The organism is Azonexus hydrophilus, from assembly GCF_001956855.1.
Lineage (GTDB): Bacteria > Pseudomonadota > Gammaproteobacteria > Burkholderiales > Rhodocyclaceae > Azonexus > Azonexus hydrophilus_A.
The window spans coordinates 170,864-197,837 of sequence record NZ_MTHD01000002.1; the positions used below are offsets into that span (position 1 = coordinate 170,864).

Consider the following 26,974-nt stretch of genomic DNA (forward strand, 5'->3'; position numbering starts at 1 on the left):
GAGTCCGCATGAAGGGAAATGTCGCAGCCATCGTGCTGATCGTTGTCGGTGTCGCAGCGCTGGGGGCGAACCTTGATCTGTTTCACATCAACATCTTTGAATTGATCGGCACCTGGTGGCCGTTGATCCCGATCGGGGTCGGGGTGGCAATGCTGTTCGCACCGGACGGGCGCCGGGACCGCTCCTGAGCGGCCGACCGCGCGTCAGCGCGCGAGCAGTTGCGGCGTGATCGCGTCGAGATCACCCTTGCGCAGCAGGCCGAGCTTCTGGCCGACAACGCGGCCGTGGCGGTCGATGAACAGTGTGTAGGGCAGGCCGCCGCGCCGGTTGCCCAGCGCCGTCATCAATGACTGGCCCTGGTCGCGGGCGAGAAACACCGGGTAGTTCATGGCATGTTCGCGGACGAAGGTCTTGACCGCGGCAGCGTCGTCTTCAATGCCGATGCCGACGACCTCGATCCGGCCCTGGTGCGTTTTCTGGAACGCGTTAAGTTCGGGAATCTCGGCCCGGCAGGGTGGACACCAGCGGGCCCAGAAGTTGACGACCAGGGGCTTGCCCTTGAAACGTGACAGCGCTGCCGGCTTGTCGTCCGGATTGTGCAGCGTGGCAGCGAAGAAGGCGCTGGCATCGGGTGTTTCGGCTGCTGCGGTCAACGACGAAAACAGGGCAAAAACGATGGCGGCAAGGAGAGTTTTCACGAATTGATCTGGATCATCAGGTGGTCGGAGCGGTGCATATTAGCATTCGGCGAAGTAGTGGCCGGGAACACTGCGACAATATGCCGCACTTTTGTCAGCAAAGCATCATGCAACAATATCTGCCGTGACCGGATACGCCGGAAATATGCCGGACCGGGTCATCATGAAAGAAGCCTGTGAACAAGAAAATTCTCCTCGACATCATTGGTCTGCTGCTCATCGCGCTGGTGGTGCTGGTTGGCTACAAGTTGTCGCCGATGCTGCTGCCGAAGGCCGATCTGACGGTCGAGCCGGATCCCGCATGTAGCTTGCAGAGCGGGCCGTGTACCGTGCAGCTGCCCGGTGGTGGGGCGCTGAGTTTTTCGTTCGGCACGCGGCCGGTGCCGCTGGTCAAGCCCTTCGAGGTCAAGGTCGAAGTTGCCGGGGCACGTCAGGTCGATGTCGATTTCGCCGGTGTGGACATGGACATGGGTTTCAATCGTCCGCGTCTGCAGGAGCGGACGCCCGGTGTGTTTGCCGGTGACGTGACGCTGCCGGTGTGCATCACCGGCCACATGACTTGGCAGGCGACGGTGCTGGTCGAAACACAGGATGCGCGCATTGCCGTGCCTTTCCGCTTCATTACAGGGTGATATGTCCGAGCGTCTGCTGATTATCGTTGTTGCCGTGCTGGCCAGTCTGGTCATTGGCCTGGGGCTGTTCTGGCATCCCGATACGGCGCCGACGCCGGTAGCGGTGAGTCCGCTGCCGCCCGGCGGCGACTTCACGCTGCAGTCGGCGGACGGACCGGTGACACTGGGCAATTCCCGTGGCAAGTTGAGTCTGCTCTATTTTGGCTACACCTATTGCCCCGATATCTGCCCGACGACGCTGACCGCACTGACGGCCGGCATGGTGTTGTTGACGCCGGAGGAGCGGGCGCGGCTGGCCGTTTTCTTCATCTCGGTCGATCCGCAGCGCGATACGGTTGACCATCTGAAAACCTACGTCGAATTCTTTGATCCCGGCATTGTCGGCGTCACCGGCAACCCGGCGGAGATTGCCGAACTGGCGACGCGCTATGGCGTCTTCTACAAGGCACAGCCCGCGGAAATGGCAGGTGCTGCCTATGTCGTCGATCACTCGGCTGAAACCTTCATCGTCGGGCCGGATACCCGTCTGCTTGCCCGCATGGCACATGGCACGCCACCCGATCAGGTGGCTGCACTGATTCGTCAATACCTGAACCAACCCTGAGGAGCATTCTCCATGAAACGCCTGTCCTTCCTTTTTGCTGCCCTGAGCCTGTCGACCGCAGCATTCGCCGGCGCTGCCGACGATGTCGTCGTCCATGAGCCCTACGTCCGTCTGGCGCCGCCGAACGCGCAGGCTACCGGTGCCTTCATGGTGCTCAGGAATACCGGCAGCAAGGATGCCAAGCTGGTCAAGGCCGACAATCCGGCTTCCCGCCTGACCGAACTGCACACGCACATCAACGACAAGGGCGTCATGCGCATGCGTCAGGTGCCGGCCATCGACGTCCCGGCCAAGGGCGAAGCGGTGTTGCAGCCGGGTGGCCTGCACGTGATGCTGATCGACATGAAGGCGCCGCTGAGCGAAGGCCAGGTCGTGCCGATCACGCTGACCTTCGATGATGGCAGCAGCAAGCAGGTGGACGTCAAGGTGGTGAAGATGATGTCGGCGGCGATGCCGATGAAGCACGGCCAGCACTGATTTTTACGGGTTTTCCGGCAAAAGGCCCGGCGAGTGATCGCCGGGCCTTTTTTCGTGGATGCGGATGATCAGTCCTTGTCGTTGCCGTGCGCGGTGCTTTCGAAGGTCGACCAGTCATGTTTCTCCGGGCGCGGCAGATCGGTCGGCTGCTGGCTGTGCATCCAGGCCTTGGCCAGGAAGTGCGCGGTGATCGGCGCGGTCAGGAAGAGAAACAGCGAGATCAGCAGTTCGTGGATCGACACGGTGCCGTTGAGTGCCAGGAAATACACCATCGAGGCGACCAGGGCGCCGCCGACACCCAGCGTCGTGGCTTTGGTCGGTGCGTGCAGGCGGCTCATCAGGTCGGGCAGCTTGACCATGCCGTAGGAGCCGACCAGGGCAAAGCTGGCACCGATGACGATGAGCGCGGAAACCAGTAGTTCGTTGAAGAATTCCATGGTTGTTCCTTTATTCGATGACGTTGCCGCGCAGGATGAACTTGCAGTAGGCCACCGTCGACACGAAGCCGAACATGGCCAGCAGCAGCGCCGCCTCGAAGTAGATGGTGCTGCCCATCTGGATGCCGTAAACGATGATCAGCGCAATGATGTTGATGACCATGGTGTCCACGGCAAGGATGCGGTCGACCGTGCTCGGGCCGGCAAAAAGCCGCCACAGGTTGAACAGCAGACCGGCGCTGATGGCGACGTAGGCATAGAGAATGGCGTATTCGATCATGGGAAGATCTCCTTCAGCCGGGATTCGTAGCGTTCTTTCATGTCGCGGATGGTGGCTTCGGCATCGGGTGCGTCGAGGCAATGGACGAGCAGCGCCTTGCCGTCGGCCGACAGGTCGCAGCTGACGGTGCCCGGGGTCATCGTGATGGTGCCGGCGAGGACGGTGATTGCTTCCGGATTGGTCAGTTCGAGCGGTACGCAGACCCAGCGGGTATGCAGGCTGCCGAGCGGGCGGAAGAGGATGATGAAGGCGACCTGGAGGTTAGCGACGACGATGTCGCGAATCACCAGCAGGACGTAGGCAAAGGCTTTGCCGTAATGCTGGATGTTCGGCCGGTCGGGCCAGAAACCGCTGGTCATGCGCGGAATGGCGATGCCCAGGGTCAGGCCGACGAGCAGTCCGCCGGCCGAGAAGCTGTTGATCAGCAGCAGCCAGATCAGCGTCAGCGCCAGGCTGAGCAGCGGGTGCGGGAACCAGCGGCGGAGCAGGGAAGGCTGTTCGCCGGAAACATGTGCATGGGCCATCAGAGGATGCCTCCTTCCAGTACCGTATTGCCGAGTACCGCCTCGATGTACTGGCGGGTGGCGAAGACCTGTTCGGCGGTGGCGTCGAGATAGGCGGTCAGCGGTCCGGCAAACAGTGTCAGGCCGACGCTGCCGGCGAGCAGCAGGCCGATGGCGACCAGCGACAGTGTATTGCTTTCCGGCGCGGCGGGGAAATGCCCGGGTTCGCCGGTGCTCTTCCAGAACAGCGTGCTGCCGGCCCGGCCGAAGCCGATGATTGCGAGCAGCGAGGTTAGCAGCAGCAGCGACCAGATCAGCGCCGGGTTGGCGCTGTCGCGGGCCGCATCGAGAATCAGCAGTTTGCCGATGAAGCCGGACAGCGGCGGCATGCCGGTGGCGGCGATGGCAGCGATGAAGAAGGCACCGGCGAGCAGGCTCAGCTGGGCAAAGCGCGGGGCGACGGTCATCGCGTCGTCCTGGCCCGGGCGGCGGCGGCTGACGAGATCGGCGATCAGGAACAGCACGGCGCCGGCCAGCGTCGAGTGCAGCAGGTAGTACAACGCGGCCGACAGGGATGCCGGTGTAAACAGTGCGATGGCGACGAGCAGCATGCCCATTGAACCAATCACCGCAAAGCTGGCCAGTTGGCCGAGCCGGCGGGCAGCGAGGACGCCGGTCATGCCCAGTACCAGCGTTACCAGCGCTGCCGGCAGCAGCCAGGGCGCAGCCAGCCAGCTGGCGACACCGGCGTCGGCGCCAAAGGCCAGGATGTAAAGGCGGATCACGCAATAGGCGCCGACCTTGGTCATGATCGCGAACAGCGCGGCAACCGGTGCCGGGGCGTTGGCGTAGGTGCCGGGCAGCCAGAAATGCACCGGCACCAGCGCGGCCTTGATGCAGAAAACCAGCAACAGTAACAGCGCACCGCTCTGCAGCAAGGCCTGGTCGCCGGCAGCGATCTTCGGGACGCGGATTGCCAGGTCGGCCATGTTCAAGGTGCCGGCCACCGAGTAGATCATGCCGACAGCGATCAGGAACAGCGTCGAGCCGACCAGATTGATCGCCACGTACTGGACGCCAGCCCGCGTTCTGGCGGCGCCGCCGCCATGCACCATCAGGCCGTAGGAGGCGATCAGCAGGACTTCGAAGAAGACGAACAGGTTGAAGAAGTCGCCGGTCAGGAAGGCGCCGTTGATGCCCATCAGCTGGAACTGGAACAGCGCATGAAAATGGCGTCCCTGGCGGTCGCTGCCGTCGATGGCAAAGAGCAGCACGGCCAATGCCAGTCCTGCGGTCAACAGCAGCATCAGCACCGAAAGGCGGTCGGCGACGAGGACGATGCCGAAAGGCGGAATCCAGTTGCCGAGTGCATAGGTGACGATGATGCCGTCGCTGACCATCGTTGTCAGCGCCAGTGCGATGCCGAGCAGGGCGACACTTGAAGCGATCGAAAAGATCCGCGCCAGCACGACATCGTGGCGGGCCGCCATCAGCAGGATCGGGGCCATGATGGCCGGCAGGACGATCGGGGCGATGATCCAGTGGTTCATGAGCGGTCCTCGCTGTGCGTTTCGCCATCGACGTGATCGCTGCCGTTTTCGAGATAGCTGCGCAGCGCCATGACGACGATGACCGCAGTCATGCCGAACGAAATGACGATGGCCGTCAGCACCAGCGCCTGTGGCAGCGGATCGGTATAGCCGTTGGCCAGCGCCGAGATCACCGGCGGGCGATCGAGCACCAGGCGACCGGTAGCGAACAGGAAAAGGTTGGTGGCGTAGCTGAGCAGGGCCAGGCCAAGGACGACCGGATACGTGCGGGCGCGCAGGATCAGATAGACCCCGGCCGCGGTCAACAAGCCGATGGCGGAAGAAAGCAGGAATTCCATGTCAGTGCTCCCTTGCCTTTTCGTTGGCATTGCGCAGGTCAGGTTCCATCGGCGCCTCCTGCAGTGGCAGCGACTCGGCCAGGCAGCCGATGCGCGAGAGATTCGACAAGGCCATCATGGTGGCACCGATGACGGTCAGGAAGACGCCGGTATCGAAGGCCATCGCCGAAGCCAGTTCAAACTCGCCGATGATCGGCAGATGGAAGTGGCCGAAGGTACTGGTCAGGAAGGGGTGCTCGGCGAGCCAGGAAACGATGCCGGTAGCGGCAGCGATCAGCACGCCGCTGCCGATCAACACGTGGTAATCGACCTTCATCCGTTGCGCTGCCCAACTATAGCCACTGGCCATGTACTGCATGATCAGTGCGATGGCGACGACCAGGCCGGCAATGAAACCGCCGCCGGGAACATTGTGACCGCGCAGGAAAATGAAGGCGCCGACCATCAGCGCCAGCGGCAGCATGACGCGGGTTGCCACCACCAGCATCAGCGGATGACGGTCGGCGGCGCGCTTCTGGTCCGGTGCCCAGGCCGCGAGTTTGCGGCCGACCGCGCCATGCGTTGCGCCATCGAGCAGGGCGTAGATGACCAGTGCGGCAATGCCGAGCACGATGATCTCGCCGAAAGTATCGAAGCCGCGGAAGTCGACCAGGATGACGTTGACCACGTTGGTGCCGCCACCGCCCGGTACCGATTGTTCGAGGTAGTAGCCGGACAGTGTTTCGGCATTGCGCGTGGTCATGGCCCATGCTGCACCGCCGACGCCGATGCCCGCCAGCGCAGCGATGATGCCGTCGCGCAGGCGCCGCCCGGTAGTGCTTTCGCTGGGTGTTTCCTTGGGCAGGAAATTCAGCGCCAGCAGGATCAGGATGACGGTCACCACTTCGACCGAAATCTGGGTCAGCGCCAGGTCCGGTGCCGACAGATAGACGAAGGTCAGGGAGACGACCATGCCAACGACGCCAATGGCAATCAGTGCGGTCAACCGCTGGCGATGCAGGAAAACCACGGCCAGCGTCGCCCCGACCAGCAGCGACCAGACGACGACGGCAACCGGTGTCGCCGGCAGCAATTCGCGATTGCCCGGGGCATGCGTGGCTGCCGTGAAGGCGGCAAATCCGACAACGACGGCGGCACCGACCGTGAAGGCCAGGTGACGTTGCAGCGAACCATTGTGCAGGCCATGCGTGATGAACTGGGCCAGCCGGACGGCGGCAGCGAGCGTTCCCTGGAATATCGCCTTGGCCTCGGGGTGCGGGCCGGCCGCCCAGCCGCGACGGACGCGGGTATAGGCCATCAGCAGCGACAGACCGACGACGACGGCGACAGCGCTCATTCCCAGCGCCGGTGTCAGGCCGTGCCAGATCGCCAGATGGTAGTCGGGCAGCGGGCCGCCAATGACAGCGCCGGCAACGGTGGCGACCAGCGGGCCGGCGATGGCTGCCGGGAACAGACCGATCAGCACGACCAGCACGACCAGCAGCGCAGGCGGCCCCCACATGCCGAACGGCGGATCGTGCGGATGACGGGGTGTTTCACCGGCGGGCTTGCCGAACCAGACATGGACGATGTAGCGGAACGAATATGCCACCGAGAAGGTCGCGCCGAGCGTCGCCAGCGCCGGGATCAGCCAGTCGTGGCCGAGCCAGGCGGTGTGGGCGGCTTCCTCAAGCATCATTTCCTTCGACAGGAAACCGTTGAGTAGCGGCACGCCGGCCATCGATGCGGCGGCTATCATCGCCAGCGTACCGGAAATCGGCATCAGCGCCATCAGGCCGCCGAGTTTCCTGATGTCACGGGTGCCGGTTTCATGGTCGACGATGCCAGCGTTCATAAACAGTGCTGCCTTGAAGGTGGCGTGATTGAGGATGTGGAAGACGGCGGCGACCGCCGCCATTGGCGAACCGAGGCCGAGCAGGAAGGTGATCAGGCCGAGGTGGCTGACTGTCGAGAAGGCGAGCAAGCCCTTCAGGTCATCCTTGAACAGCGCGATCCAGGCGCCGATGACCATGGTGATCAGGCCGGTCGTGGCGACCAGGTAGAACCATTCGTCGGTGCCGGCGAGTACCGGCCACAGTCGCGCCATCAGGAACAGCCCGGCCTTGACCATGGTTGCCGAGTGCAGGTAGGCGGACACCGGCGTCGGCGCTGCCATCGCGTGCGGCAGCCAGAAATGGAAAGGGAACTGCGCGCTCTTGGTGAAGCAGCCGCCGAGGATCAACAGCAGCGCCGGCAGATACAGCGGCGAGGCCTGGATCGCTTCCTTGTGCTGCAGGATCACCGACAGATCGTAGGAGCCGGCAATGTTGCCGAGGATCAGCATGCCGGCGATCATCGACAGGCCGCCGGCACCGGTGACGGTCAGCGCCATGCGGGCGCCCTGGCGACCTTCCGGCAGGTGCTTCCAGTAACCGATGAGCAGGAATGACGACAGGCTGGTCAGTTCCCAGAAAATCAGCAGCAGCAGGATGTTGTCCGACAGCACGATGCCGACCATGGCGCCCTGGAACAGCAACAGGTAGCTGTAGAAGCTGCCCATCGGGTCTTCCTTCGCCAGGTAGAAGCGGGCGTAGGTGATGATCAAGAGGCCGATGCCGAGGATCAGGCCGGCGAAGAAGAAGCCGAGGCCGTCGAGGAAGAAATTGACGTTGAGACCCAGTTGCGGGACCCATTCCCAGCGGATCTGCACGATCTCGCCGCGGAACACTGCCGGCGCATGCGTCATCAGCAACAGGAAGGCCAGCAGCGTGACCGTGAAGGTGCTGGTCGCGCAGGCATTGCGGCCGGCACGGATCATCAGCGCCGGCAGAATGGCCCCGAGAAAGGGCAGGATAACGATCAGGGCAAGGCTCATGGGCTCACGTTCCGGAGGTCACGGGGGTGAAACGGTACTGCGGCGGTGAGGGGGCCACGGTCAGGCTGTGGAAGGGGCAGTATAAGGGTCCTCTTCTTGATTCTCCAACACTGTGCCGGGAGATCGATACTTCGGATTTTACGGATTGACGAATTCAACAATCCGTAAATTGGTCTCAGGCGCGTACCGGATGCTTGCCGAGTTTGCGCTGCAGCGTGCGTCGATGCATCTTCAATGCGCGTGCGGTTGCCGAGATATTGCCGGCGTGTTCGTTGAGCACGCGCTGGATATGTTCCCATTCGAGCCGGTCCATCGACAGCGGCTCGTCGGGCGTTGCCGGACTGTCCGGCAAGGCATCGTCTTCGAAGGCGCCGAGGATGGCTTCGATTTCGACCGGTTTGGCAAGATACTGGGTGGCACCGCGCTTGACTGCTTCGACGGCGGTGGCGATGCTGCCGTAGCCGGTCAGCACGACGATGCGGGCGTGAGGGTTGATGGCCAGCAACTGGGGAATCAGCGACAGGCCGGAGACACCGTTCAGGTTGAGGTCGAGCACGACGCGCCCGGCCTGATGCTGGCTGGCCAGGCGCAGCGCGTCCTCGCCGTTTTCCGCGCCGATTGCCGGGTGGCCGCGCCGGCTCAGGGTGCGTACCAGGATGGCGTTGAAGGTTGGGTCGTCGTCGATGATCAGGATGGGCGTGGTCATTGGCTGTCGATGGGGAGCTGGATGCGGGCGAGGGCGCCGCCGGTTTCGGGGTTGCTCAGATGCAGGGTACCGCCGAGCTGGTTGATCGCCGAGCAGGTCAGCATCAGGCCGACGCCGCAGCCGCCTTCGTGAGCGGGAAGCTTGTGGCGGCCGCAGATCGCCAGCACCTCCGGTGGGAAGCCCGGGCCGCTATCGTGAATATCGATGTCGATCCGGCTGCTGCTCCAGGCCAGCCGGATCAGCAGCGGTTGCGGGCAGGCGTTGGCGGCGTTGTTGAGCAGGTTGAGCAGCGCCTGTTCGAGTCGCGGGTCGGCGACGATCAGCGGGGCTGGGCCGTCGCTGCCGATGACCAGGCGACTGCCCGGCTGCGGGCGCAGGGCATGCCATTTTTGCCGGAGCTCGTCGAGCCAGCGGTCGACCGGCTGCAACGAGGTGTTTTCAAGGCGCTCGGCGCCGGCGCGCCGCGACAGGCCGCTGATGATCTCCTTGCAGGCCGCGATCTGCCGGCGCAGCAGGTCGATGTCGTCGCGGACTTCCGCCGGCAGGCGTGCATCCTGCGCCAGCTCGCCGGCGAGCAGGGCCATCGTCGCCAGCGGGGTGCCGAGTTCGTGGGCCGCGCCAGCGGCGAGCGTGCCCATCGCAGTCACCCGCTCGTCGCGCAGCGCCTGTTCCCGGCTTGTCGCAAGTGCGGCATCGCGCTGGCGGATCAGCTGGCTCATGCGCAGGATGATCCAGCCGATGAGCAAGGCCGAGACGGTGAAGGTCAGCCACATGCCGATCAGGTGCAATTGCGTCGCGCGGGTGGCATCGGCGATGGGCAGCGGCAGGTAGAACAGCATCAGCACCGAATAGGCAGCGACGGCGATGACCCCGATCAGCATCACCTGGCGCCTGGGCAAGGCGAGGGCGGCGATGGCGACCGGGGGCAGGAGCAGGGAAACCAGCGGATTGGTGGCTCCGCCACTGAAGAAGATCAGCGCCGACAAGGTCGTGATGTCGATGATCAGCTGGCTGCACAGCTCGTTCGCCGTTGCTGACTGCCGGCGCCCGGCATACCAGTGTCCCAGTGCGTTGAGCAGGGCGCCGATGGCAATGATGGCGAGCATGACGACCTGCGGCAAACCGATGTCGAGCAGTCCGGGGACGAGCATGACCAGCAGCGCCATCAGCGCCAGCATGGCCCAGCGCAGGCCGAACAGGCGGCGCAGGTTGAGCAGGTATTCCCTGCTGTCGGCAGTGGGTGCGATGAAGGGCATCGGCGGATTATCGGTGATTTGTTCCGGCTGGTGCGTTATCCTGCACTGCGGCAGATTGTCGCAGGTGTGCAGGGCGGCAGGCATTATTTGCAGCCAGCCGATCTGCTAGCCGGGCAGGGGAATTTATAATCCCCGAAATTTTGCACCATTGTTACAGGTTTTTGATGTCTGCTTTCCTGCGCGGCAATCTGCTGCTTGCCCTGATTTACGCACTGACCGGCTGGCTGGCGTTGCAGATTGCCGTGCCCCCCGGCTATGCCGCTCCCCTGTTCCCGCCTGCCGGTGTCGCACTGGCGGCGATGCTGGTTTACGGTCGACGCAGTCTGCCGGGCATTTTTGCCGGCGCGCTTGTCGTGCAGGCACTCGCCGCCATGCAGAGCGGGGTCGACAGCACGCGCTGGCTGATGCTCCTCGTGCCGAGCCTGGGGGCTACCGTGCAGGCATGGTTCAGCTATTTCCTGGCCTGTCGACTGCTGGGCCGCGACAACCCGATGGACAGTCACGACAGCATCGTCCGATTTGTTCTCGTCGTGGCGCCGGTGGGGTCGCTGATCAGCCCAAGTGCCGGGACACTTTCGCTGTTGCTGATGGGGGCGGTTTCCGGCAGCGATGCCGCATTCACCTGGATGAACTGGTGGGCCGGCGATACCCTGGGCGTACTCATCATGGTGCCCCTGCTCATGGTGTTTTTCGGCATGCCGGCAGCCGAATGGCGTTCGCGCCGGCTGACCGTGACGGTGCCGATGCTGATTGCGCTTGGCGTCCTCGCCGCTACCTTCATGCAGGTTTCGCATTGGGAAGAGCGACGTCTGCAGACCCAGTTGAACCGTGATGCCGAACATGTCGCCAGTCTCGTGCGCAAGCGCTTCGACGCACAGCTGGATCAGATGCTGGCGCTGGAGCGGCTGGCCACCGTTCATCCGGCACTTGATGCGCAGGTCTGGCACGAGTTTGTGACGCCATTGCTGGCACGTTATCCCGGCACCCAGAATTTCGGCTGGAGCCCGTTGGTGGCTGATTCCGATCGTGCCGCATTCGAGGCTGCCGTTCGCGCCAACGGCATGGCGGATTTTTCCATTCTTGGCCGGGATCCGGCCGGACGTACCTTTGTTGCCGATGCCCGCCCGGAGTACCTGCCGATCCTCCATGTCGAACCACTGGCGGCCAACCGCAGCGTCATCGGTCTTGATCCGCTGTTTCTCGAACAGACGGCCCAGGCTGCCTTGCGTACCCGGGAAACCCGTTTGCCGATCGCTTCCAGATCGATCCGCCTGGTTCAGGAGGAGGGTGAGCAGCGCGGTGTCGTCATTTACCACGCAGTTTTTGCCGGCATGCCATTACGCCAGATCGGTATGGTTTCCGGGGTTTTCCGGATGGACGACGTGCTCATTTCCGCATTGTCCGGTGAGACACGCGACGGCCTGGCGGTTTGCCTGGTCGATGATGACGGTCTCCAGCGCCTGTTCGGGCCGGCTGATTGCGAGGCTGCCGACTGGCAGGATCGTCGCCTGCACTGGCAGGAACCGCTGGGTTTTGCCGGACGGCATTGGCAATTGAAGATCGCCGCAACGGATGAGTACATGTCGATCTTGCGCAGCTGGGGGGTCTGGCTGACGCTTGCCGTCGGGTTGCTGAGCACGGCGGTACTTGGTGCCTTCCTGTTGCTGACCAGTGGTCGGGCGCGTCGCATTGAGCGGCTGGTCGAAGAGCGGACGTGGCAACTGGCCGATGCCGGCCGCAAACTGGTCGAGCAGCAGGAGGAACTGCTGCAGGCGCAACGGATTGCCCGCCTCGGTAGTTGGGAAAAACTGCCCGATGCGCTGGCTTGCCACTGTTCGGACGAGCTGCGCAGCATCATGGGACTGGGTCGGGAAACGGTCGTCAGTTTGCCCGATCTGGTCGAGCGCGTGCATCCGGACGATCGCACGGCATTGCGCAATGCGCTTGAACAGCTGGCTGCCGAGCCTGGACAGGTGGCGCTCGATTGCCGCCTGGACGAAGACGGGCCGATTCCCGGCATGTTGCATTTCCGCATCGAGAGCGATCCTTGCGCCGGCGGTGGACTGCGTATCCGCGGTACGGCCCAGGATGTGACGGCGGCGAGGGCGGCCGAGGAGCATATTGCCTTCCTCGCCCATTACGATGTGCTGACCGGCCTGCCGAACCGCACCCAGTGGAACGAGCGGGCGCATCTCGAACTGCGCAACGCGACCCGACTGGCCGAGCGCCTGGCTGTCCTCTTCATCGACCTCGATCATTTCAAGGCGGTCAATGATTCACTCGGGCATCCGGTAGGTGACCAGTTGTTATCCGGTGTTGCCCGGCGCTTCAATCTCTGTCTGCGCGAAAACGATTTTCTGGCCCGACTGGGGGGCGACGAATTCGTCGTGCTGCTGCCTGCACTTGAGCATCCGGAAGACGCGGCGCTGGTCGCGCGCAAGCTGATTGGTGCGTTGCAGGCGCCGATGCTGATCGAAGGGCACGAACTGACGGTATCGGCCAGCATCGGCATCGCCGTCTTCCCGGGCGATGGCGACGATGTCAGTGCGCTGCTCAAGCACGCCGATGTGGCGATGTACTGTGCCAAGGATCAGGGGCGCAACACTTATCACTATTTCAAGCCGGAAATGGACGTCCATGCGCTCGAGCGGCTGATGCTGGAAAACGCCTTGCGGCGGGCCATCGAACGCAATGAACTGGTGCTGCACTACCAGCCGCAGGTGGCGGCTGGCGACGGCCGGGTACTCGGCTGCGAAGCGCTGGTGCGCTGGCAGCATCCGGAACTGGGCATGCTGCAACCGGTTCAGTTCATCGCGGTGGCCGAGGAAAGTGGTCTGATCATCCCGCTGGGGGACTGGGTGCTGGCAACCGCCTGCCGGCAATTGGCCGGGTGGCAGGCGGCCGGGCGTGAACTGGTGATGGCGGTCAATATTTCGGCACTGCAATTTTGTCAGGCCACTTTTGTCGACACCGTCCGGCGCATTCTTGACGAGACTGGTGCCGATCCCAAGCGGCTTGAACTCGAACTGACGGAAAGCGCGCTGATGCAGCCGACACCGGAAGTGCTGGCGCGGATGAATGCGTTGTGCGAGCTTGGCATCCGGCTGGCGCTGGACGATTTCGGCACCGGCTATTCCAGTCTGTCTTATCTGAAGCGCCTGCCGATTTGCCGCTTGAAGCTGGATCGCAGCTTCGTCAAGGACGTGCCGGACGATCTCGAGGATGTGGCGATCGCCATGGCGACCCTGTCACTGGCGCGCGACCTCGGCATGGACGTGGTTGCCGAAGGGGTCGAGAACGAAACCCAGCGGCAATTCCTCGCCGAGCGTGGCTGTCCGGTGATGCAGGGCTACCTGTTCAGCCGGCCGCTGGCGGCCGACGCGCTGGCGCAGTGGATCGACGCGCGCTGAGCGAAGCCTAGAGCCGGAAGGCGCCGGTCAGCGCGGCGATCATGTAGCTGTGGTCGAGCACGCCGGCGCTTTCGCGGATGCTGTGCATGGCCCACATCGGCGAGCCGACATCGACGCTGGGGATGCCCAGGCGGGCGGCGACAATGGGGCCGATGGTGCTGCCGCAGCCGAGGTCGGTGCGATGCGCGTATTGCTGGCAAGGTACGCCGGCCTGTTCGCAGATGGCCATGAACAGCGCCGCCGTTTCGGCGCCGGTACTGTAGCGCTGGTTGGCGTTGCTCTTGATCACCGGGCCGGCATTGACCAGGACGCGGTGGCAGGGTTCATAAGCAGCCGGGAAGTTCGGGTGCCAGGCGTGTGCCATGTCGGCGCTGATGAAGAAGCTGCGGGCCAGCAGGCGGCGCAGGTCCTCGGCATCGAGGGCGAAATTGCCGGCGATCCGTTGCAGGACGTCGCCGACCAGACTGCCGCCAGCGCCGGCGGCGCTTTCCGAGCCGACTTCTTCGTGGTCGAACAGGGCGACCAGACAGGTTTGCCCCGGTTTTTCGACCGCCAGCAGGGCGGTCAGCGCCGCGTGGCAGGAGGCCAGGTTGTCGAGCTGGCCGTTGGCAACAAATTCGCGGTCGACGCCCCAGAAACTGCCTTTTTGCGTATCGCAGGCAGCCAGTTCCCAGGTCATCAGGCTTTCCGGCGGGACATCGAGCGCTGCTGCCAGCGGCCGGCGGAAATGCGCGTCGGCCTTGTGGTCGTCGGTTGAGACGCCGAGCAGCAGCGGCAGCTCGGTCTGCTTGTTGAACTTCAAGCCGTTTTCATTGACCTCGCGGTTCATGTGGATGGCCAGGCTGGGCAGGCGCAGCAGTGGTTCGGTGATATGCACCAGCCGGCTTTCGATGCCGCTGGCGTTGCGCACCATGACCCGGCCAGCCAGCGCCAGGTCGCGGTCGGCGAAGGTCGCAAGGATCGGGCCGCCGTACACCTCGACGCCCAGCCGGATCATGCCGGCGGCGTCTTCGGCGGGCTTCGGCTTGATCCGCAGCCCGGGGGAATCGGTATGGGCACCGACCATGGTCAGGCCGGTTTCCACCAGTGGCTGGTTGCCGATGGTGAAGGCAATGATCGACGAGCCGCCACGGGTGACGTAGTAGCGTCCGCCGGGCTCCAGTTGCCAGCGGTCGAATTCTTCGAGGCGCTGGAAGCCGGCTGCCTGCAGCCGGGTCTTGCAGGTGGCGACGGCATGCCACGGGCTGGGGCTGGCGTCGATGAAATCGAGCAGGTCCTGCGCCTGGGCGCGGGTGCTGTCGGCAATGGCGAGCGGAGCGGTCATCGGTGGTTTTCCAGGTCCTTGCAGGCGTCGACGACGAGCGCTGCAACACGGCGATCATAGAGCATGGCGATGTGGCCGACCGGTGGCAGATCGACGTTGCGGGCACCGGGCAGCCGCTGGTTGTCCTGCGGCATGACGTAATTGTCGCAGGGATTGCGGAACGCGATGGCCGGCACGCCCGGTTTTTCAACCGCCATGTCACGCAGCCACAGCGAGTCGACCTGCATTTCCCTGGCGTTCTGGCCGATGCCATAGCGGGCCAGCCGGGTACCGGCATTCGGCGTGGCCAGCGTGATCAGTGCCGAGACCCGTGCGTGTCCGTGGCGGGCAAGATAAGACCGGCAGATCAGGCCGCCCATGCTGTGGCCGAGCAGTATCAGTTGTTTTGATCCGGTTTCGCGGCAAACAGCTTCGATCCGATCATGGAGCAGCGGGACCATTTTTCCCATACTGGTGAACGGCGGGAACAGGCTGATCGTCGCCACCGTGCAGCCGGCCGCTTCGAGCCGTCGGCGCAGCAGCCACCAGACACCGCGACTGCAACCGTAACCGTGCACCAGCAGGACGACACGGCCCTTGCCGTTCAGGCGGTCGGCCGGCAGCCACAGGCGTTCGAATGGAATGACCAGGAGGAAGGTCAGCAGAAAGGCGAAATACTCGCCGATCATGACCCGCAGGCTGCGCCAGAGTCCCGGCCAGCTCCCCGCAGTGGCGTACTTCCAGCCAAACAGCCAGGTGATTGCGTTCTGGTTGGCACGGACGATGAGCAGCGTGATCAGCGCGCCCGCTGCGGCCGCAGGCGCGTCGGCACCCGCGAGTTTCAGGCCGAGGAAAAAATAGATCACCAGTTCGATGACGATCCAGAGCAGGAGGGAGAACGGCAGCATCGCTGGGATCAGGCCGCAGCCCCGGTTTCCGGTTTGGGCAGCCAGATGCAGGCCCCCTTGGATTCCTTGTCGATCGCCGCCAGCACGCTTTCGTGTTCGACGATTTCTTCGGCAGTCGCCCGGCGGACGAGCAGCGGCTTGCGCTGGCGCGCCTTGCCGTCGGCACCAAGCAGCACCGGCGGGGCTTCGTCCGGTTCGATCATCAGCGCGTTCTGGCCGCGCGTCATCGCCAGGTAGACTTCCGCCAGCAGTTCGGTATCGAGCAGGGCGCCGTGCAGCGTGCGGCCCGAGTTGTCGATTTCGTAGCGCTCGCACAGCGCGTCAAGGCTGTTGCGCTTGCCTGGGTGCAGGGCCTTGGCGTCCTTCAGCGTGTCGATGACGCCACTGCAGATCGTTTCCACCGGCACCCGGCCGAGCCGGTCGAGCTCGGCGTTGAGGAAGCCGAGGTCGAACGGGGCGTTGTGGATGATCAGCTGGGCGCCGTTGATGAATTCCAGGAATTCGTCGGCGATGTCGGCGAATTTTGGCTTGTCGGCGAGGAATTCGAGCGTGATGCCGTGCACCGCCTGGGCGCCGGCGTCGATGTCGCGCTCCGGATGCATGTACTTGTGCAGATGGCGACCGGTCAGCCGGCGGTTGACCATCTCGATGCAGGCGACTTCGATGATGCGATGACCGTCGCGCGGGTTGAGGCCGGTGGTTTCGGTATCGAGGACGATCTGTCTCATGCCGTTTCCTTCTTCAGTTCGTCGATGCCGCGATTGGCCAGCGCGTCGGCGCGCTCGTTCTCCGGGTGGCCGGCATGGCCCTTGACCCAGATCCATTCCAGCGTGTGCCGGCGTGCCTGTTCGTCGAGCAGTTGCCACAGGTCGGCGTTCTTTACCGGTTTCTTGTCGGCAGTCTTCCAGCCGTTGCGTTTCCAGCCGTGGATCCACTCGCTGATGCCCTTGAGCACGTATTGCGAGTCGCTGTGCACGCGGGCGCTGACCGGGCGCTTCATGGCGTCGAGGGCGCGGATGACGGCCAGCAGTTCCATGCGGTTGTTGGTGGTGGCGGCTTCGCCACCCCACAGTTCCTTCTCGTGGCCGCCAGCGCGCAGGATGGCGCCCCAGCCGCCGGGGCCGGGATTGCCGCGGCAGGCGCCGTCGGTGTAGATATCGACGATCTCAGTCGCCATGGCTTTCCTTTTGCGCAATCGGGCGCAGGGCTTTGGCGCGGACAGTCTTCTTGCGCCAGTTGGGGGTGAGCAAGCGCATGCCGTGCACGCGTTTGACGGCGCGCAGCATATAGACAGCGCCGGAAAATTTCCACCAGCGGCGGCCGGCGCTTTCGGTGAAACGCCAGCGCTGCAGCCATTTCTGCTGTTCGCAGGGTGGGGCGTAGCAGCCGAAACTGCCGCGGTCGACGTCGAAACCCAGCAGTTTCAGCCAGTCCTTGAGCCGTGTTTGCGACAGGTAGCTGCCATTCCACGGGAAGCCCTTGCCGCGCCGGGCTTGCTTCTTCAGGCCCCACAATGACAACGGATTGAAGCCGGTGACGATCAACTGACCCTCGGGGATCAGGATGCGCTCGACTTCACGCAGGATCTGGTGCGGGTCGTCGGCGAATTCGAGAATGTGCGGCAGGACCACCAGGTCGACGCTCTGTGCGGCGATCGGCAGTGCCGCCGGCAGGCAGCGGGCGGCGACCGGGTCGCCTTCGCCGATGCGCACGCGCAGTGCCATGCGATTGGCGCGCAGCAGGTCGCACTGGGGCAGGCCGATCTGCAATGCATTGAAGCCGAAGATGTCGGTGACCGCCTCGTCAATTTGCTGGATTTCCCAGTCGAGCACGTAGCGCCCCTGCGGCGAGGCGAGCCAGGCATCGAGACCGGCATTTGACATCCGGGCGGACTGGTTCGATAGTTCCGGCATGTTCGAAATTTCGCTCATTCCCGCATTCAAGGACAATTACATCTGGCTGCTGGTGCGTGACCGCCAGGCCTTCGTCGTCGATCCCGGCGACGCGGCGCCGGTCATTACCCGTCTGGAAGCCGACGGTCTCGACCTGCGCGGTATCCTGGTGACACATCACCATGCCGACCACCAGGGTGGCATCGGCGAGTTGCTGACGCGCTACCGCTGCGAAGTCTTCGCGCCGGCCGATGAGTCTATCACAGGGACCAGTCGTCCCCTGCGCGGTGGCGAGCAGATCGAGGTCCTGGGAGAAACGGTCGATGTGCTGGCGGTGCCTGGACACACGCTCGGCCATCTGGCCTACCTGGCCCCGGGTGCGCTGTTTTGCGGCGATACGCTGTTTGGTGCCGGTTGCGGGCGCCTGTTCGAGGGTACGCCTGGCCAGATGATCGATTCGCTGGATCGCCTGGCCGCCTTGCCGGACCAGACGCAGGTGTTCTGCGCCCACGAATACACACAAATGAACCTGCCCTTCGCGTTGACCGTGGAACCGGACAATCCGGCATTGCAGCAGCGCAGTCGCCGGGTGGCCGAACGGCGGGCGGCTGGCTTGCCGACCGTGCCGTTGTCGCTGGCCGAGGAGAAGGCGACCAATCCCTTCCTGCGCTGCGATCAGCCGGCGGTGATCGCAGCGGCGCGCGAGCATGCTGCGGTCGACACCTCGAAAACGGCAGTTTTTGCGGCCTTGCGCGCCTGGCGCAATGTTTTCTAACGCTTCTGACGGGAGCGGAGTTTCTTCAGTGCGTCGAGGACCCTGGCTGCGTTGAAGGGTTTGACGATGAAACCGGCTGCACCGAACATGATCGCATCCTGAACGGTTTCCGGGTCGGCGCTGCCGGTGATCATGATGAATCCGGTATCCGGTCGCTCGGCCTTGATTTCGGCCATCGCTTCAAGGCCGTTTTTTTCCGGCATCATGACGTCCATGCAGACGATGTCCGGTTTCATCCGCAGCGCCACTTCGACGGCCTGCACGCCATTGCGGGCTTCGCCGATGACTTCGTAGTCGTCACCGCGAAGAATGCCGCGCAGCACGGTGCGCATGATGTCGTTGTCGTCCACGATGACGACGGATAGCTTTTTTTTGCTCATTCCAGGCCGAAAGGCTAAGTTGTTCCCAAAACTGACTAGTAGCAGTTGGCCTTGAAGAATACCAGAGCGGCGACGGCAATGCAGATTGCGCAGCAGGCCCAGAAGATTCCCCATTTAATTGCCTGGGCTGCGTCGCGATAGGCCCGTCGCTGCTGCGACTGGAAATAGCGCTGTGCTTCGCCGATGGTGAGCATGGCGGTGAGCATGAAGAAGATCATGCCGGTGAACATGGCGATGATCAGTCCGTTGCTCATTGTCCGGCAGTGGCCGTTGGTCAGCCGCAGGTAGGAGAGGACTGAGTCTGTCTTGAACGCATAGCTGGCTACCAGATAGGCCAGCACAGCGAAACCGGCGATCAGGAAAATCGTCAGCCAGGTTTGCCAGCGCTGCAGTTGGGCCCAGCCGCGCTTGATATCGTCAATAATCCACTTCATTGCTTGCTGATTCTCTGTTTGCACACTGGTGCTGTGCTAGATTTGGCAACGTGCCATTTTTTGCCAAGATTACCATGTCCGAGTCGTCGAAGTCAGTTTTGTTAAAAATGTCACAGCTTCGTGACGCTGTCGATTCACCGCGCAATCGTCGTTACGGAAAGTGGCTTGCGGGCGGCTTCCTGGCGCTGGTACTGCTGGGGTTTTTTGTCGCGCCGCCGGTACTCAAGTCGGTGTTGCTGTCCCAACTCGGTAAAGCCCTGCATCGTGAAGTCGCCATCGAGCGCATCGACATCAATCCGCTGGCGCTGTCGGCGACTGTCGCCGGCGTATCGGTGCGCGGCGAGGGCGGCGAAGCAGCCGGTTTCGATACCCTGTACGTCAATCTGTCGGCGCGGTCCTTGTTCCAGTTTGCTGCGGTGGTCGACGAGATTCGACTGGACGGACTGCGTATCGCGGTGACGCGACTGGACGAAGGGCGCTACGACATTTCCGACCTGCTCGACAAATGGATGCAGCCGGACGACGAACCGGACAGCGGTCCGCCACGTTTCTCTGTCAACAATATCCAGTTGCTGGGCGGCAAGGTGGTTTTTGCCGACCAACCGCGTGAGCGGGTGCATACGATCAGCGACATCAATCTCGCCCTGCCTTTCATTTCCAGCCTGCCGTACCAGGCGGAAGTTCTTGTCCAGCCGATGTTCTCGGCCAACATCAATGGCTCGCAATTCAATCTCGATGGCAGAACCACGCCGTTTGCCGACGGCCGCGAGAGCGAATTGAACCTGGTGCTCGACGATTTCGACCTGAGCACTCTGCAGCCCTATCTGCCGGCGGTGGTTCCGCTGCGCATCGATTCGGCGCTGCTGGCGACCCAGTTGAAGGCAGTCTTCAAGGAATTGCCGGGGGGCGTCAATTCGCTGGCACTGATCGGCAAGACGCAGATTTCGGCGCTCAAGCTGGCGACCCGGGAAGGGCAGCCGCTGCTTGGCTGGAAAACGCTGGCCGTCGACCTCGACCAGATCGATCCCTTCAACCGCGTCGTCGCCGTGCACAAGGTGGCACTCGACGGTGTCGACCTGAATCTTGCGGTCAACCGTGCTGGCGAACTGAATTTGCTCGCGCTGGCGCAAAAGCTGACAGCTGCTGTGCCGGCACCGGAAAAAACCGCGGAGGCGCCGGCGCCGCTGGGCTGGTCGCTTGGTGAGTTCGTCATGAGTAATGGCCTGGTGCGCTGGAACGACACCTCGGGAGCGCAGCCGGTGGTCGGCGAGGTGCGCGAACTGGCCCTGCGCGTCGGGCGCGTGGACAGCAAGCTGGCGGCGCCGCTGGAAATCACCGAGGCGTCCTGGCAACTGGATTTCGGTGAACGCTTCCAGGTGGGCAAGATGGGCATCAAGGGGGCTCGTGTCGACCTGGCGACGCAGCGCATCGACGTCGCCGAGGTGAGCAACTCGGCAACGCGCATCGCCGTGACGCGCAACGCAGCAGGTGCCATCGAATGGCTCACGCCGCCGCAGCTCAAGCCCGCAGCGAGCAAGGGCAAACCTAGCGAGGCGCGTCCCTGGCTGGCCCAGATCGCGCGTCTTGATGTCGACGACCTCGGGCTGCGCTTCGAGGACAGGTCGGTAAAACCAGCGGCCTTGCAGCAGATCGACGGTCTCAGCATCCACGGCGAGAAGCTCGGCAACGTGCCGAACGAAAAGGGCAGGCTGATACTGAAAGCTGCGGTCAACAAGCAGGGCAGCCTGGAAATTGCCGGCGATCTGCAGGCGGTGCCGTTTGCCGCGACGCTGAAGGTCGATGGCAAGGCGATCCCGCTCAACGGCTTGCAGGGGTATTCCGGCCAGTATCTCAATGTGACGCTGCAACGTGGCCTGTTTTCAAGCCAGGGTGAGGTGGTGGTCAGTCTCGACCAGGATAAGTTGAAAGCCGCTTACAAGGGTTCGGCGACGCTCGGCAACCTGCTGGCGGTCGATCCGGACAACAAGGCCGATTTCCTCAAGTGGAAGTCGTTGCACTTCGCCGGCATCGATTTCCGGCTCGACCCGCTGGCCGTCAATATCCGGGAAATCGCGCTGAGCGATTTCTTCTCGCGTCTGATCCTCAATCGGGACGGGCACCTCAATGTCGCTGACATCGTGCGCAAGCCGCCGGCGGAAACGCCGGTTGCCGCAGAAGCTGCACCGGTCGCTGCGGCGACGCCGGCCGAGCCGGTGGTGCCGGTCCGCATCGGCAAGGTGACGCTGAACAACGGCACGGTCAATTTCTCCGACTTTTTCGTCAAGCCGAATTACACCGTCAACGTCGGCAAGCTGGGCGGTCGCGTCACCGGCCTGTCGTCGACCGAGGGGACGACGGCCGACATGGAGTTGCGTGGCGTCTACGGCGGTTCGGCCCCGGTGCTGGTCACCGCCAAGCTGAATCCGCTGGCGGCGCAGGCTTACCTCGATCTGCAGGCCGAGGTGAAGGGGGTCGATCTGACCGGTTTCTCGCCGTATTCCGGCAAGTACGCGGGCTATGTGATCGATAAGGGCAAGTTGACGCTGAACGTCGCCTACAAGCTGGAGAACAAGCAACTGACGGCCGACAATCACCTGTTCATCGATCAGTTCACCTTCGGTGAACGCGTGGACAGCCCGGATGCGACCAGCCTGCCGGTCAACCTGGCGATTGCGCTGCTGCGGAACAATCGTGGCGAAATCGACATCAGGCTGCCGATTTCCGGTTCGCTCGACGATCCTCAGTTTTCCGTCGGCGGCCTGATCGTCAAGGTCATCGTCAATCTTTTCGTCAAGGCCGTGACGTCGCCGTTTGCACTGCTCGGTTCGATGTTCGGTGGCGGCGAGGAGTTGTCCAACCTGGCCTTCGTCGCCGGCCGGACCCAGCTCGATGCTGCCGCACTCGGCAAGCTGGAAGCGCTGGCGCGCGCCCTCAACGAGCGCAGCGCGCTGAAGCTTGAAATCACCGGCCAGGCCGATCCCGAGATCGACCGCGAGGGTGTCAAGCGGGTGGCGATCGAGCGGGCGATGCAGAAAGAGAAGTTTGCCGATCTGCAGAAGAAGGGTGGCGACGTCGAATCGGCGGATATGCTGCGCATCGAGCCCGAGGAATACAAGACCTACCTGACGCGTGTCTATCGCGCGGCGAAATTTCCCAAGCCGCGCAATTTCATCGGCCTGCAGAAGGAACTGCCGGTCGATGAAATGGAAAAGCTGATGCTGGCCAACCTGCCGGCCGCCGACGGCGACCTGTCGCAACTGGCCCGCCAGCGTGCGGAAAATGTTCAGCAGTGGCTGATCGAACAGGGCAAGGTACCGGCCGAGCGGATCTTCCTGGTGCCGGCCAAGGGGCCGGCGACTGGTGGCGGTCGTGTCGACTTCGCCCTGAGATGAAAAGATGAGCGAGACAATGGCACTGGCCTTGCCGGCCGGTCTGGTGGTTGTCATGCTGCTGCAGGTGGCGCTGCTGTGGCGCGGTAGCCGCACGACGGACGACAGCGCCGGCCTGCGCGCGCTGCAGGAAGCACAGGAAAAGGGACTGGCCCGGCTGGAACGCGAATTGCGCGAGGAACTGGCGCGCGGGCGGCGCGAGGATGCCGAGGAGTCGTTCCGCGATCGCGAGGAAAGGGCGCAGTCGGCGACCCTGCTCGGCCAGGCGGTGAGCACCCAGATGGGGCAGTTGGGCACCCTGCAGGCGGAGCGGCTGGAAGCCTTCGCTCGCGAGCTGAGCCGCTTTTCCCTGGGTCTCGACGAGCGCTTCGAGCGTCTGAAAAACAGCGTTGAAGGGCGGTTGACCGCAATCCAGGCGGACAATGCCGCGAAGCTTGAGGAAATGCGCCGGACCGTCGACGAGAAACTGCATGCGACGCTCGAGCAGCGCCTCGGCGAATCGTTCAAGCTGGTCAGCGACCGGCTGGAGCAGGTACATCGCGGCCTGGGCGAAATGCAGAACCTGGCCGCCGGCGTCGGCGACCTGAAGCGCGTGCTGACCAACGTCAAGACGCGCGGTACCTGGGGCGAGGTGCAACTGGCGGCCCTGCTCGAACAGTTGCTGACCGCCGGCCAGTACGCTGCCAACGTGGCGACCCGACCGGGTAGCGCCGAGCGCGTCGATTTCGCCATCCGCCTGCCGGGCAAGGATGACGGCGCCGTCGTCTGGCTGCCGATCGACGCCAAGTTTCCGATCGAGGACTACCAGCGGCTGGTCGATGCCAGCGATCCGGCCATTGCCGAGGAAGCGGCGAAGGCCATCGAGACGCGGCTGAAGAACGAGGCGAAGAGTATCCGTGACAAGTACGTCGCGCCACCGCACACCACCGATTTCGCGCTGCTCTACCTGCCGGTCGAGGGCTTGTACGCCGAGGCGCTGCGTCGGCCGGGGCTGGCCGAGACGCTGCAGCGCGACTACCGCGTCAGCCTGGCCGGACCGACGACACTGGCGGCGTTGCTGAACAGCCTGCAGATGGGTTTCCGGACGCTGGCCATCGAGCAGCGCTCGGCCGAGGTGTGGGCGGTGCTCGGTGCGGTGAAGAGCGAGTTCGGCAAGTTCGGCGAGGCGCTGGCGCACACGAAGAAGAAACTGGAAGAAGCGAGCAACAGTATCGTCCGGGCGGAAACGCGGACGCGCCAGTTGTCGAGGAAATTGAAGGACGTCGAGGCCCTGCCGGCCGGCGACGCGGAAAAACTGATCGGATTGGTGGATGGTGATGGCGAAGACGAGTGAACTGGAAGCGGCCTACCGGGCGACGACTTATCGGGTATTCCTGCCCGGTGGTCAGTTCGAGTTACGCATCGACAGCGCTTCTCCAGGCCTGGCCGACTGGCTGGAAACCGCCGGTGCGCCTAGCTTTGCCATCATCACTGCGTGCAACCCGGGGTCGGAACGAAGCGACCCGGCGAAGAACGCCGAGCGCCAGTCGGCGCTGGAGTGCGACCTGCTCGAAGGCAATTACGAGCCGTATGCGGCGGAGAATGTTCCCGACGATGCAGCCTGGCCGGACGAGGAAAGTTGCTTCATTCCTGACATAGCGCTTGTCGATGCCCTCGCACTGGCGGAAGATTATGGTCAGAACGCCATCGTCTGGGGTGGTGCCGACGGTATCCCCCGGCTGGCCTGGATAGAAGATTGCGAAAAATGATCAGGAAAATCGGTCGCTTCGAGATTCGTGGCGAACTGGGGCGTGGGGCACAGAGCACCGTCTACCGGGGGTTCGATCCGCAACTGCAGCGCGAGGTGGCGATCAAGACCCTGCATTTCACCCGGCCCGATCCGGCACAGAACCAGGTTCTGCTTGATGAAGCGCGGGCGGTGGGCAAGATGCGCCACCCGAACATCGTGCCGATCTTTGAGGCGGGCGAGGAGGGTGGCGACCTTTACCTGGTTTTCGAGTACGTTCCCGGTCAGAATCTGGCCGAGTTCCTGCGCCAGAGCGGCGCGCTGACGGCGGTCAAGGCCATCGGCATCCTGCGACCAGTGCTTGACGCAATTGCCCAGGCACACGCCCGCGGCATCATTCATCGCGATCTCAAGCCATCGAACATCCTGCTCGATGAAAACGGCACGCCGCGGGTCATGGATTTCGGTATCTCGGCCCATGTCGATGCGCCGACCGACAATGAAGAGGAATACTCGGGCACGCCCGCCTACATGGCGCCGGAGTACATCGAGCGTCGGGAAAGCAGTGCGCGTTCGGATATTTTTTCGGCCGGTCTGGTGCTCTTCGAGATGCTCGCCGGCCGGCGGGCAGTCGAAGGCGACAGCCTGTTCCGCATCATGCACCGGATCGCCAGCGAGGATTTGCGCTTGCCACAGAATGTTGCGGTCGACGACCGTCTGAGCGGCATTTTGTACAAGGCGCTGGCGCGCGATCCGGCAATCCGCTTCCAGAGTGCCCTGCAGTTTGCCGAGGCGCTCGACAACTATCTCGAGCCGGAGGACGAGGGGCCCATCGATAGCGGTGGACGCCAGGCAACCATCGATTTCCTGTTGCGCCGGATGCGCCACAAGAGCGACTTTCCAGCCCTCTCCGAATCGGTCAGCGCGATCAACAAGATTGCCAACAGCGAGACCGAGAGCGTCAACAAACTGTCGAATTCCATCCTCCGGGATTTCGCGCTGACCAACAAGCTGTTGCGCCTGGTCAATTCGGCCTATTTCCGGCCGGCCGGCGGTGGCAGCATCAGCACGGTGTCGCGGGCGGTCATCGTTCTTGGCTTCGAGACGGTGCGCAATATCGCGATCACGGTACTGCTGTTCGAACACCTGCAGAACAAGGCGAATGCCAACCAGCTGAAGGAGGAGTTCCTGCGTGCCAACCTGGCCGGCATCCTGGCCAAGGATATCGGCGCGGCGGCGGAAATGCGTGATCTCGAGCAGACCTTCATCTGCGCGCTTTTCCACGGTCTGGGACGACTGCTGTCGCAATACTATTTTCCCGAGGAGTCCGACGAAGTCCGTCGGGTCATGGCGCAGAAGAACTGCACTGACGACCAGGCATCGCTGCTGGTGCTGGGCATCTCCTTCGAGGACCTGGGGATTGCCATCGCCCGTCAGTGGGGTTTTCCATCGGTTATTGTCGGCTCGATGCGCAAATTGTCGGCCGGGCATGTGCGCAAGCCGGGCACGCAGGAGGAACGTCTGCGCATGCTTTCGGGCTTTGCCAACGAACTCTGCGAGGTTATCGGCCAGGTCACGCCGGAAGCGCGCGAGCGGGAAATGGCCAAGGCGATGGTGCGCTTTCGCGATGCGCTGCCGCTTGAAGAAAAAGAGGTAATGCAGACCGTGAAGCGCTCGGTCGAGGAAATTGCCGATTTTGCCCGCATCATTCACCTGAATGTCCAGCAGACTGCCTTCGGCAAGCAGATGCGCCAATTTGCCAACGGTGGCAGCGAAACGGTGCTGACCGCACCTGATCCGGAAACGGATTCGTTCAACGGTACGCTGCTCAAGGAGTCGGTCGTCCCGGGCGTGCTGGATGATCCATCCGGTACCGGTGTTCTGAAAATCGACGCCCAGGCGGTGTTGACCGCAGGAATCCAGGACATCAGCAATACGCTGGTTGATGGTTACAAGCTGAACGACATCCTGCGTATCATTCTCGAAACCATGTACCGGGCGATGGGTTTCAAGCGCGTCGTGCTGTGTATACGCGATGCCAAGGCCGGCACCATGCAGGGGCGTTTCGGTTTTGGCCCGGAGGCCAACGAAATTGCCCGCGCCTTCCGTTTTCCGCTCAGCTTCACGCCGGATATCTTCCATGCCGCGACATCGAAGGGCGCCGACATCCTGATCAGCGACATCGATGACGAGAAGATTGCGGCGCGCATCCCCGACTGGTATCGCAAGGCAGTCCCGGCCCGTTCATTCGTGCTCTTTCCCCTCAACATCAAGGGCAATCCGGTGGCGCTGATCTACGCTGACCGGGATGAGGCTGGCGGTATCGAGATTCCGGACAAGGAACTCTCCCTGTTGCGCACCTTGCGCAACCAAGCGGTGCTGGCCATCAAGCAGGGCGGATAGCAAAAGCCCGCCGGGTGGC

General features: G+C 63.3%; 26 protein-coding genes. 10 read left to right on the forward strand and 16 right to left on the reverse strand.

What is annotated here, in order from left to right; translation table 11 throughout:
• Positions 1–8 precede the first annotated feature (8 nt).
• Positions 9–188, forward strand: a complete 180-nt coding sequence (locus BJN45_RS05295) for a LiaI-LiaF-like domain-containing protein (RefSeq protein ID WP_076092868.1) — start codon at positions 9–11, stop codon at positions 186–188.
• A gap of 15 nt (positions 189–203) precedes the next feature.
• Here the strand turns inward: BJN45_RS05295 and BJN45_RS05300 are convergent, their stop codons facing one another.
• A complete protein-coding gene (locus BJN45_RS05300; RefSeq protein ID WP_076092870.1) occupies positions 204–698 on the reverse strand; it encodes a TlpA family protein disulfide reductase in 495 nt (164 codons plus the stop codon).
• A gap of 176 nt (positions 699–874) precedes the next feature.
• Here BJN45_RS05300 and BJN45_RS05305 point away from each other — a divergent pair, with 176 nt between their 5' ends.
• Genes BJN45_RS05305 through BJN45_RS05315 form a run of 3 tightly spaced genes read left to right on the forward strand, consistent with a single transcriptional unit; the run spans position 875 to position 2,411 of the window.
• On the forward strand, positions 875–1,330 hold the full coding sequence (locus BJN45_RS05305; RefSeq protein WP_076092872.1) for a hypothetical protein: 456 nt from the start codon (positions 875–877) through the stop codon (positions 1,328–1,330).
• 1 nt (position 1,331) lies between these two features.
• Complete coding sequence (locus tag BJN45_RS05310; protein WP_076092874.1) at positions 1,332–1,934, forward strand: SCO family protein; 603 nt, start codon at positions 1,332–1,334, stop codon at positions 1,932–1,934.
• A gap of 12 nt (positions 1,935–1,946) precedes the next feature.
• Positions 1,947–2,411 (forward strand): copper chaperone PCu(A)C, encoded by a 465-nt coding sequence (locus tag BJN45_RS05315; RefSeq protein ID WP_076092876.1) that lies wholly within the window; start codon positions 1,947–1,949, stop codon positions 2,409–2,411.
• A 68-nt stretch (positions 2,412–2,479) separates the two neighbouring features.
• Here BJN45_RS05315 and BJN45_RS05320 read toward each other — a convergent pair whose 3' ends face one another.
• The 8 genes from BJN45_RS05320 to BJN45_RS05355 all read right to left on the reverse strand — a co-directional run bounded on the left by BJN45_RS05320 (position 2,480) and on the right by BJN45_RS05355 (position 10,419).
• Positions 2,480–2,848, reverse strand: coding sequence for a Na+/H+ antiporter subunit G (locus BJN45_RS05320; RefSeq protein ID WP_076092878.1), 369 nt, complete (start codon positions 2,846–2,848; stop codon positions 2,480–2,482).
• A gap of 10 nt (positions 2,849–2,858) precedes the next feature.
• Positions 2,859–3,128 carry a K+/H+ antiporter subunit F gene (locus tag BJN45_RS05325; protein WP_076092880.1) on the reverse strand — a complete coding sequence of 90 codons (270 nt, stop codon included), beginning with the start codon at positions 3,126–3,128 and terminating at the stop codon, positions 2,859–2,861.
• Positions 3,125–3,652 (reverse strand): Na+/H+ antiporter subunit E, encoded by a 528-nt coding sequence (locus BJN45_RS05330; protein ID WP_076092882.1) that lies wholly within the window; start codon positions 3,650–3,652, stop codon positions 3,125–3,127. Before BJN45_RS05330 ends, BJN45_RS05325 begins: the two co-directional genes overlap by 4 nt.
• Positions 3,652–5,181, reverse strand: a complete 1,530-nt coding sequence (locus BJN45_RS05335) for a monovalent cation/H+ antiporter subunit D (protein ID WP_076092884.1) — start codon at positions 5,179–5,181, stop codon at positions 3,652–3,654. Before BJN45_RS05335 ends, BJN45_RS05330 begins: the two co-directional genes overlap by 1 nt.
• The gene (locus BJN45_RS05340) at positions 5,178–5,519 is read right to left on the reverse strand and encodes a Na+/H+ antiporter subunit C (protein WP_076092886.1); all 342 of its coding nucleotides are present in this window, start codon (positions 5,517–5,519) and stop codon (positions 5,178–5,180) included. The genes BJN45_RS05335 and BJN45_RS05340 overlap by 4 nt, the downstream gene beginning before the upstream one ends.
• A 1-nt stretch (position 5,520) precedes the next feature.
• Positions 5,521–8,373, reverse strand: a complete 2,853-nt coding sequence (locus BJN45_RS05345) for a monovalent cation/H+ antiporter subunit A (protein ID WP_076092888.1) — start codon at positions 8,371–8,373, stop codon at positions 5,521–5,523.
• Between the two features lie 175 nt (positions 8,374–8,548).
• On the reverse strand, positions 8,549–9,079 hold the full coding sequence (locus BJN45_RS05350) for a response regulator transcription factor (protein ID WP_076092890.1): 531 nt from the start codon (positions 9,077–9,079) through the stop codon (positions 8,549–8,551).
• Positions 9,076–10,419: an ATP-binding protein gene (locus tag BJN45_RS05355; RefSeq protein WP_083650873.1), complete on the reverse strand. Its 1,344-nt coding sequence runs from the start codon at positions 10,417–10,419 to the stop codon at positions 9,076–9,078. Before BJN45_RS05355 ends, BJN45_RS05350 begins: the two co-directional genes overlap by 4 nt.
• Positions 10,420–10,499: 80 nt before the next feature.
• Here BJN45_RS05355 and BJN45_RS05360 point away from each other — a divergent pair, with 80 nt between their 5' ends.
• A complete protein-coding gene (locus tag BJN45_RS05360; protein ID WP_076092892.1) occupies positions 10,500–13,745 on the forward strand; it encodes an EAL domain-containing protein in 3,246 nt (1,081 codons plus the stop codon).
• 7 nt (positions 13,746–13,752) lie between these two features.
• Here the strand turns inward: BJN45_RS05360 and BJN45_RS05365 are convergent, their stop codons facing one another.
• Genes BJN45_RS05365 through BJN45_RS05385 form a run of 5 tightly spaced genes read right to left on the reverse strand, consistent with a single transcriptional unit; the run spans position 13,753 to position 17,839 of the window.
• Positions 13,753–15,069 carry a M18 family aminopeptidase gene (locus BJN45_RS05365; protein ID WP_076092894.1) on the reverse strand — a complete coding sequence of 439 codons (1,317 nt, stop codon included), beginning with the start codon at positions 15,067–15,069 and terminating at the stop codon, positions 13,753–13,755.
• A complete protein-coding gene (locus tag BJN45_RS05370; protein WP_076092896.1) occupies positions 15,066–15,956 on the reverse strand; it encodes an alpha/beta fold hydrolase in 891 nt (296 codons plus the stop codon). Before BJN45_RS05370 ends, BJN45_RS05365 begins: the two co-directional genes overlap by 4 nt.
• An 8-nt stretch (positions 15,957–15,964) precedes the next feature.
• The gene (dnaQ, locus tag BJN45_RS05375) at positions 15,965–16,684 is read right to left on the reverse strand and encodes a DNA polymerase III subunit epsilon (protein WP_076092898.1); all 720 of its coding nucleotides are present in this window, start codon (positions 16,682–16,684) and stop codon (positions 15,965–15,967) included.
• The gene (gene rnhA, locus BJN45_RS05380) at positions 16,681–17,133 is read right to left on the reverse strand and encodes a ribonuclease HI (protein WP_076092900.1); all 453 of its coding nucleotides are present in this window, start codon (positions 17,131–17,133) and stop codon (positions 16,681–16,683) included. The genes dnaQ and rnhA overlap by 4 nt, the downstream gene beginning before the upstream one ends.
• The gene (locus BJN45_RS05385) at positions 17,123–17,839 is read right to left on the reverse strand and encodes a class I SAM-dependent methyltransferase (protein ID WP_076094088.1); all 717 of its coding nucleotides are present in this window, start codon (positions 17,837–17,839) and stop codon (positions 17,123–17,125) included. The genes rnhA and BJN45_RS05385 overlap by 11 nt, the downstream gene beginning before the upstream one ends.
• 28 nt (positions 17,840–17,867) lie before the next feature.
• Here BJN45_RS05385 and gloB point away from each other — a divergent pair, with 28 nt between their 5' ends.
• Complete coding sequence (gloB, locus tag BJN45_RS05390; protein WP_076092902.1) at positions 17,868–18,623, forward strand: hydroxyacylglutathione hydrolase; 756 nt, start codon at positions 17,868–17,870, stop codon at positions 18,621–18,623.
• Here the strand turns inward: gloB and BJN45_RS05395 are convergent.
• Positions 18,620–19,003 carry a response regulator transcription factor gene (locus tag BJN45_RS05395; protein WP_076092904.1) on the reverse strand — a complete coding sequence of 128 codons (384 nt, stop codon included), beginning with the start codon at positions 19,001–19,003 and terminating at the stop codon, positions 18,620–18,622. The genes gloB and BJN45_RS05395 overlap by 4 nt on opposite strands.
• A gap of 35 nt (positions 19,004–19,038) precedes the next feature.
• On the reverse strand, positions 19,039–19,437 hold the full coding sequence (locus BJN45_RS05400; RefSeq protein ID WP_076092906.1) for a hypothetical protein: 399 nt from the start codon (positions 19,435–19,437) through the stop codon (positions 19,039–19,041).
• Positions 19,438–19,544: 107 nt separating this feature from the next.
• Between BJN45_RS05400 and BJN45_RS05405 the strand changes: the two genes are divergently transcribed.
• Genes BJN45_RS05405 through BJN45_RS05420 form a run of 4 tightly spaced genes read left to right on the forward strand, consistent with a single transcriptional unit; the run spans position 19,545 to position 26,955 of the window.
• The gene (locus BJN45_RS05405) at positions 19,545–22,829 is read left to right on the forward strand and encodes a DUF748 domain-containing protein (RefSeq protein WP_076092908.1); all 3,285 of its coding nucleotides are present in this window, start codon (positions 19,545–19,547) and stop codon (positions 22,827–22,829) included.
• Positions 22,830–22,833: 4 nt separating this feature from the next.
• A complete protein-coding gene (locus tag BJN45_RS05410; RefSeq protein ID WP_083650878.1) occupies positions 22,834–24,159 on the forward strand; it encodes a DNA recombination protein RmuC in 1,326 nt (441 codons plus the stop codon).
• Complete coding sequence (locus BJN45_RS05415) at positions 24,143–24,574, forward strand: DUF3293 domain-containing protein (protein WP_170873031.1); 432 nt, start codon at positions 24,143–24,145, stop codon at positions 24,572–24,574. The genes BJN45_RS05410 and BJN45_RS05415 overlap by 17 nt, the downstream gene beginning before the upstream one ends.
• Positions 24,571–26,955 carry a serine/threonine protein kinase gene (locus BJN45_RS05420; protein ID WP_076092910.1) on the forward strand — a complete coding sequence of 795 codons (2,385 nt, stop codon included), beginning with the start codon at positions 24,571–24,573 and terminating at the stop codon, positions 26,953–26,955. Before BJN45_RS05415 ends, BJN45_RS05420 begins: the two co-directional genes overlap by 4 nt.
• Positions 26,956–26,974: the final 19 nt, after the last annotated feature.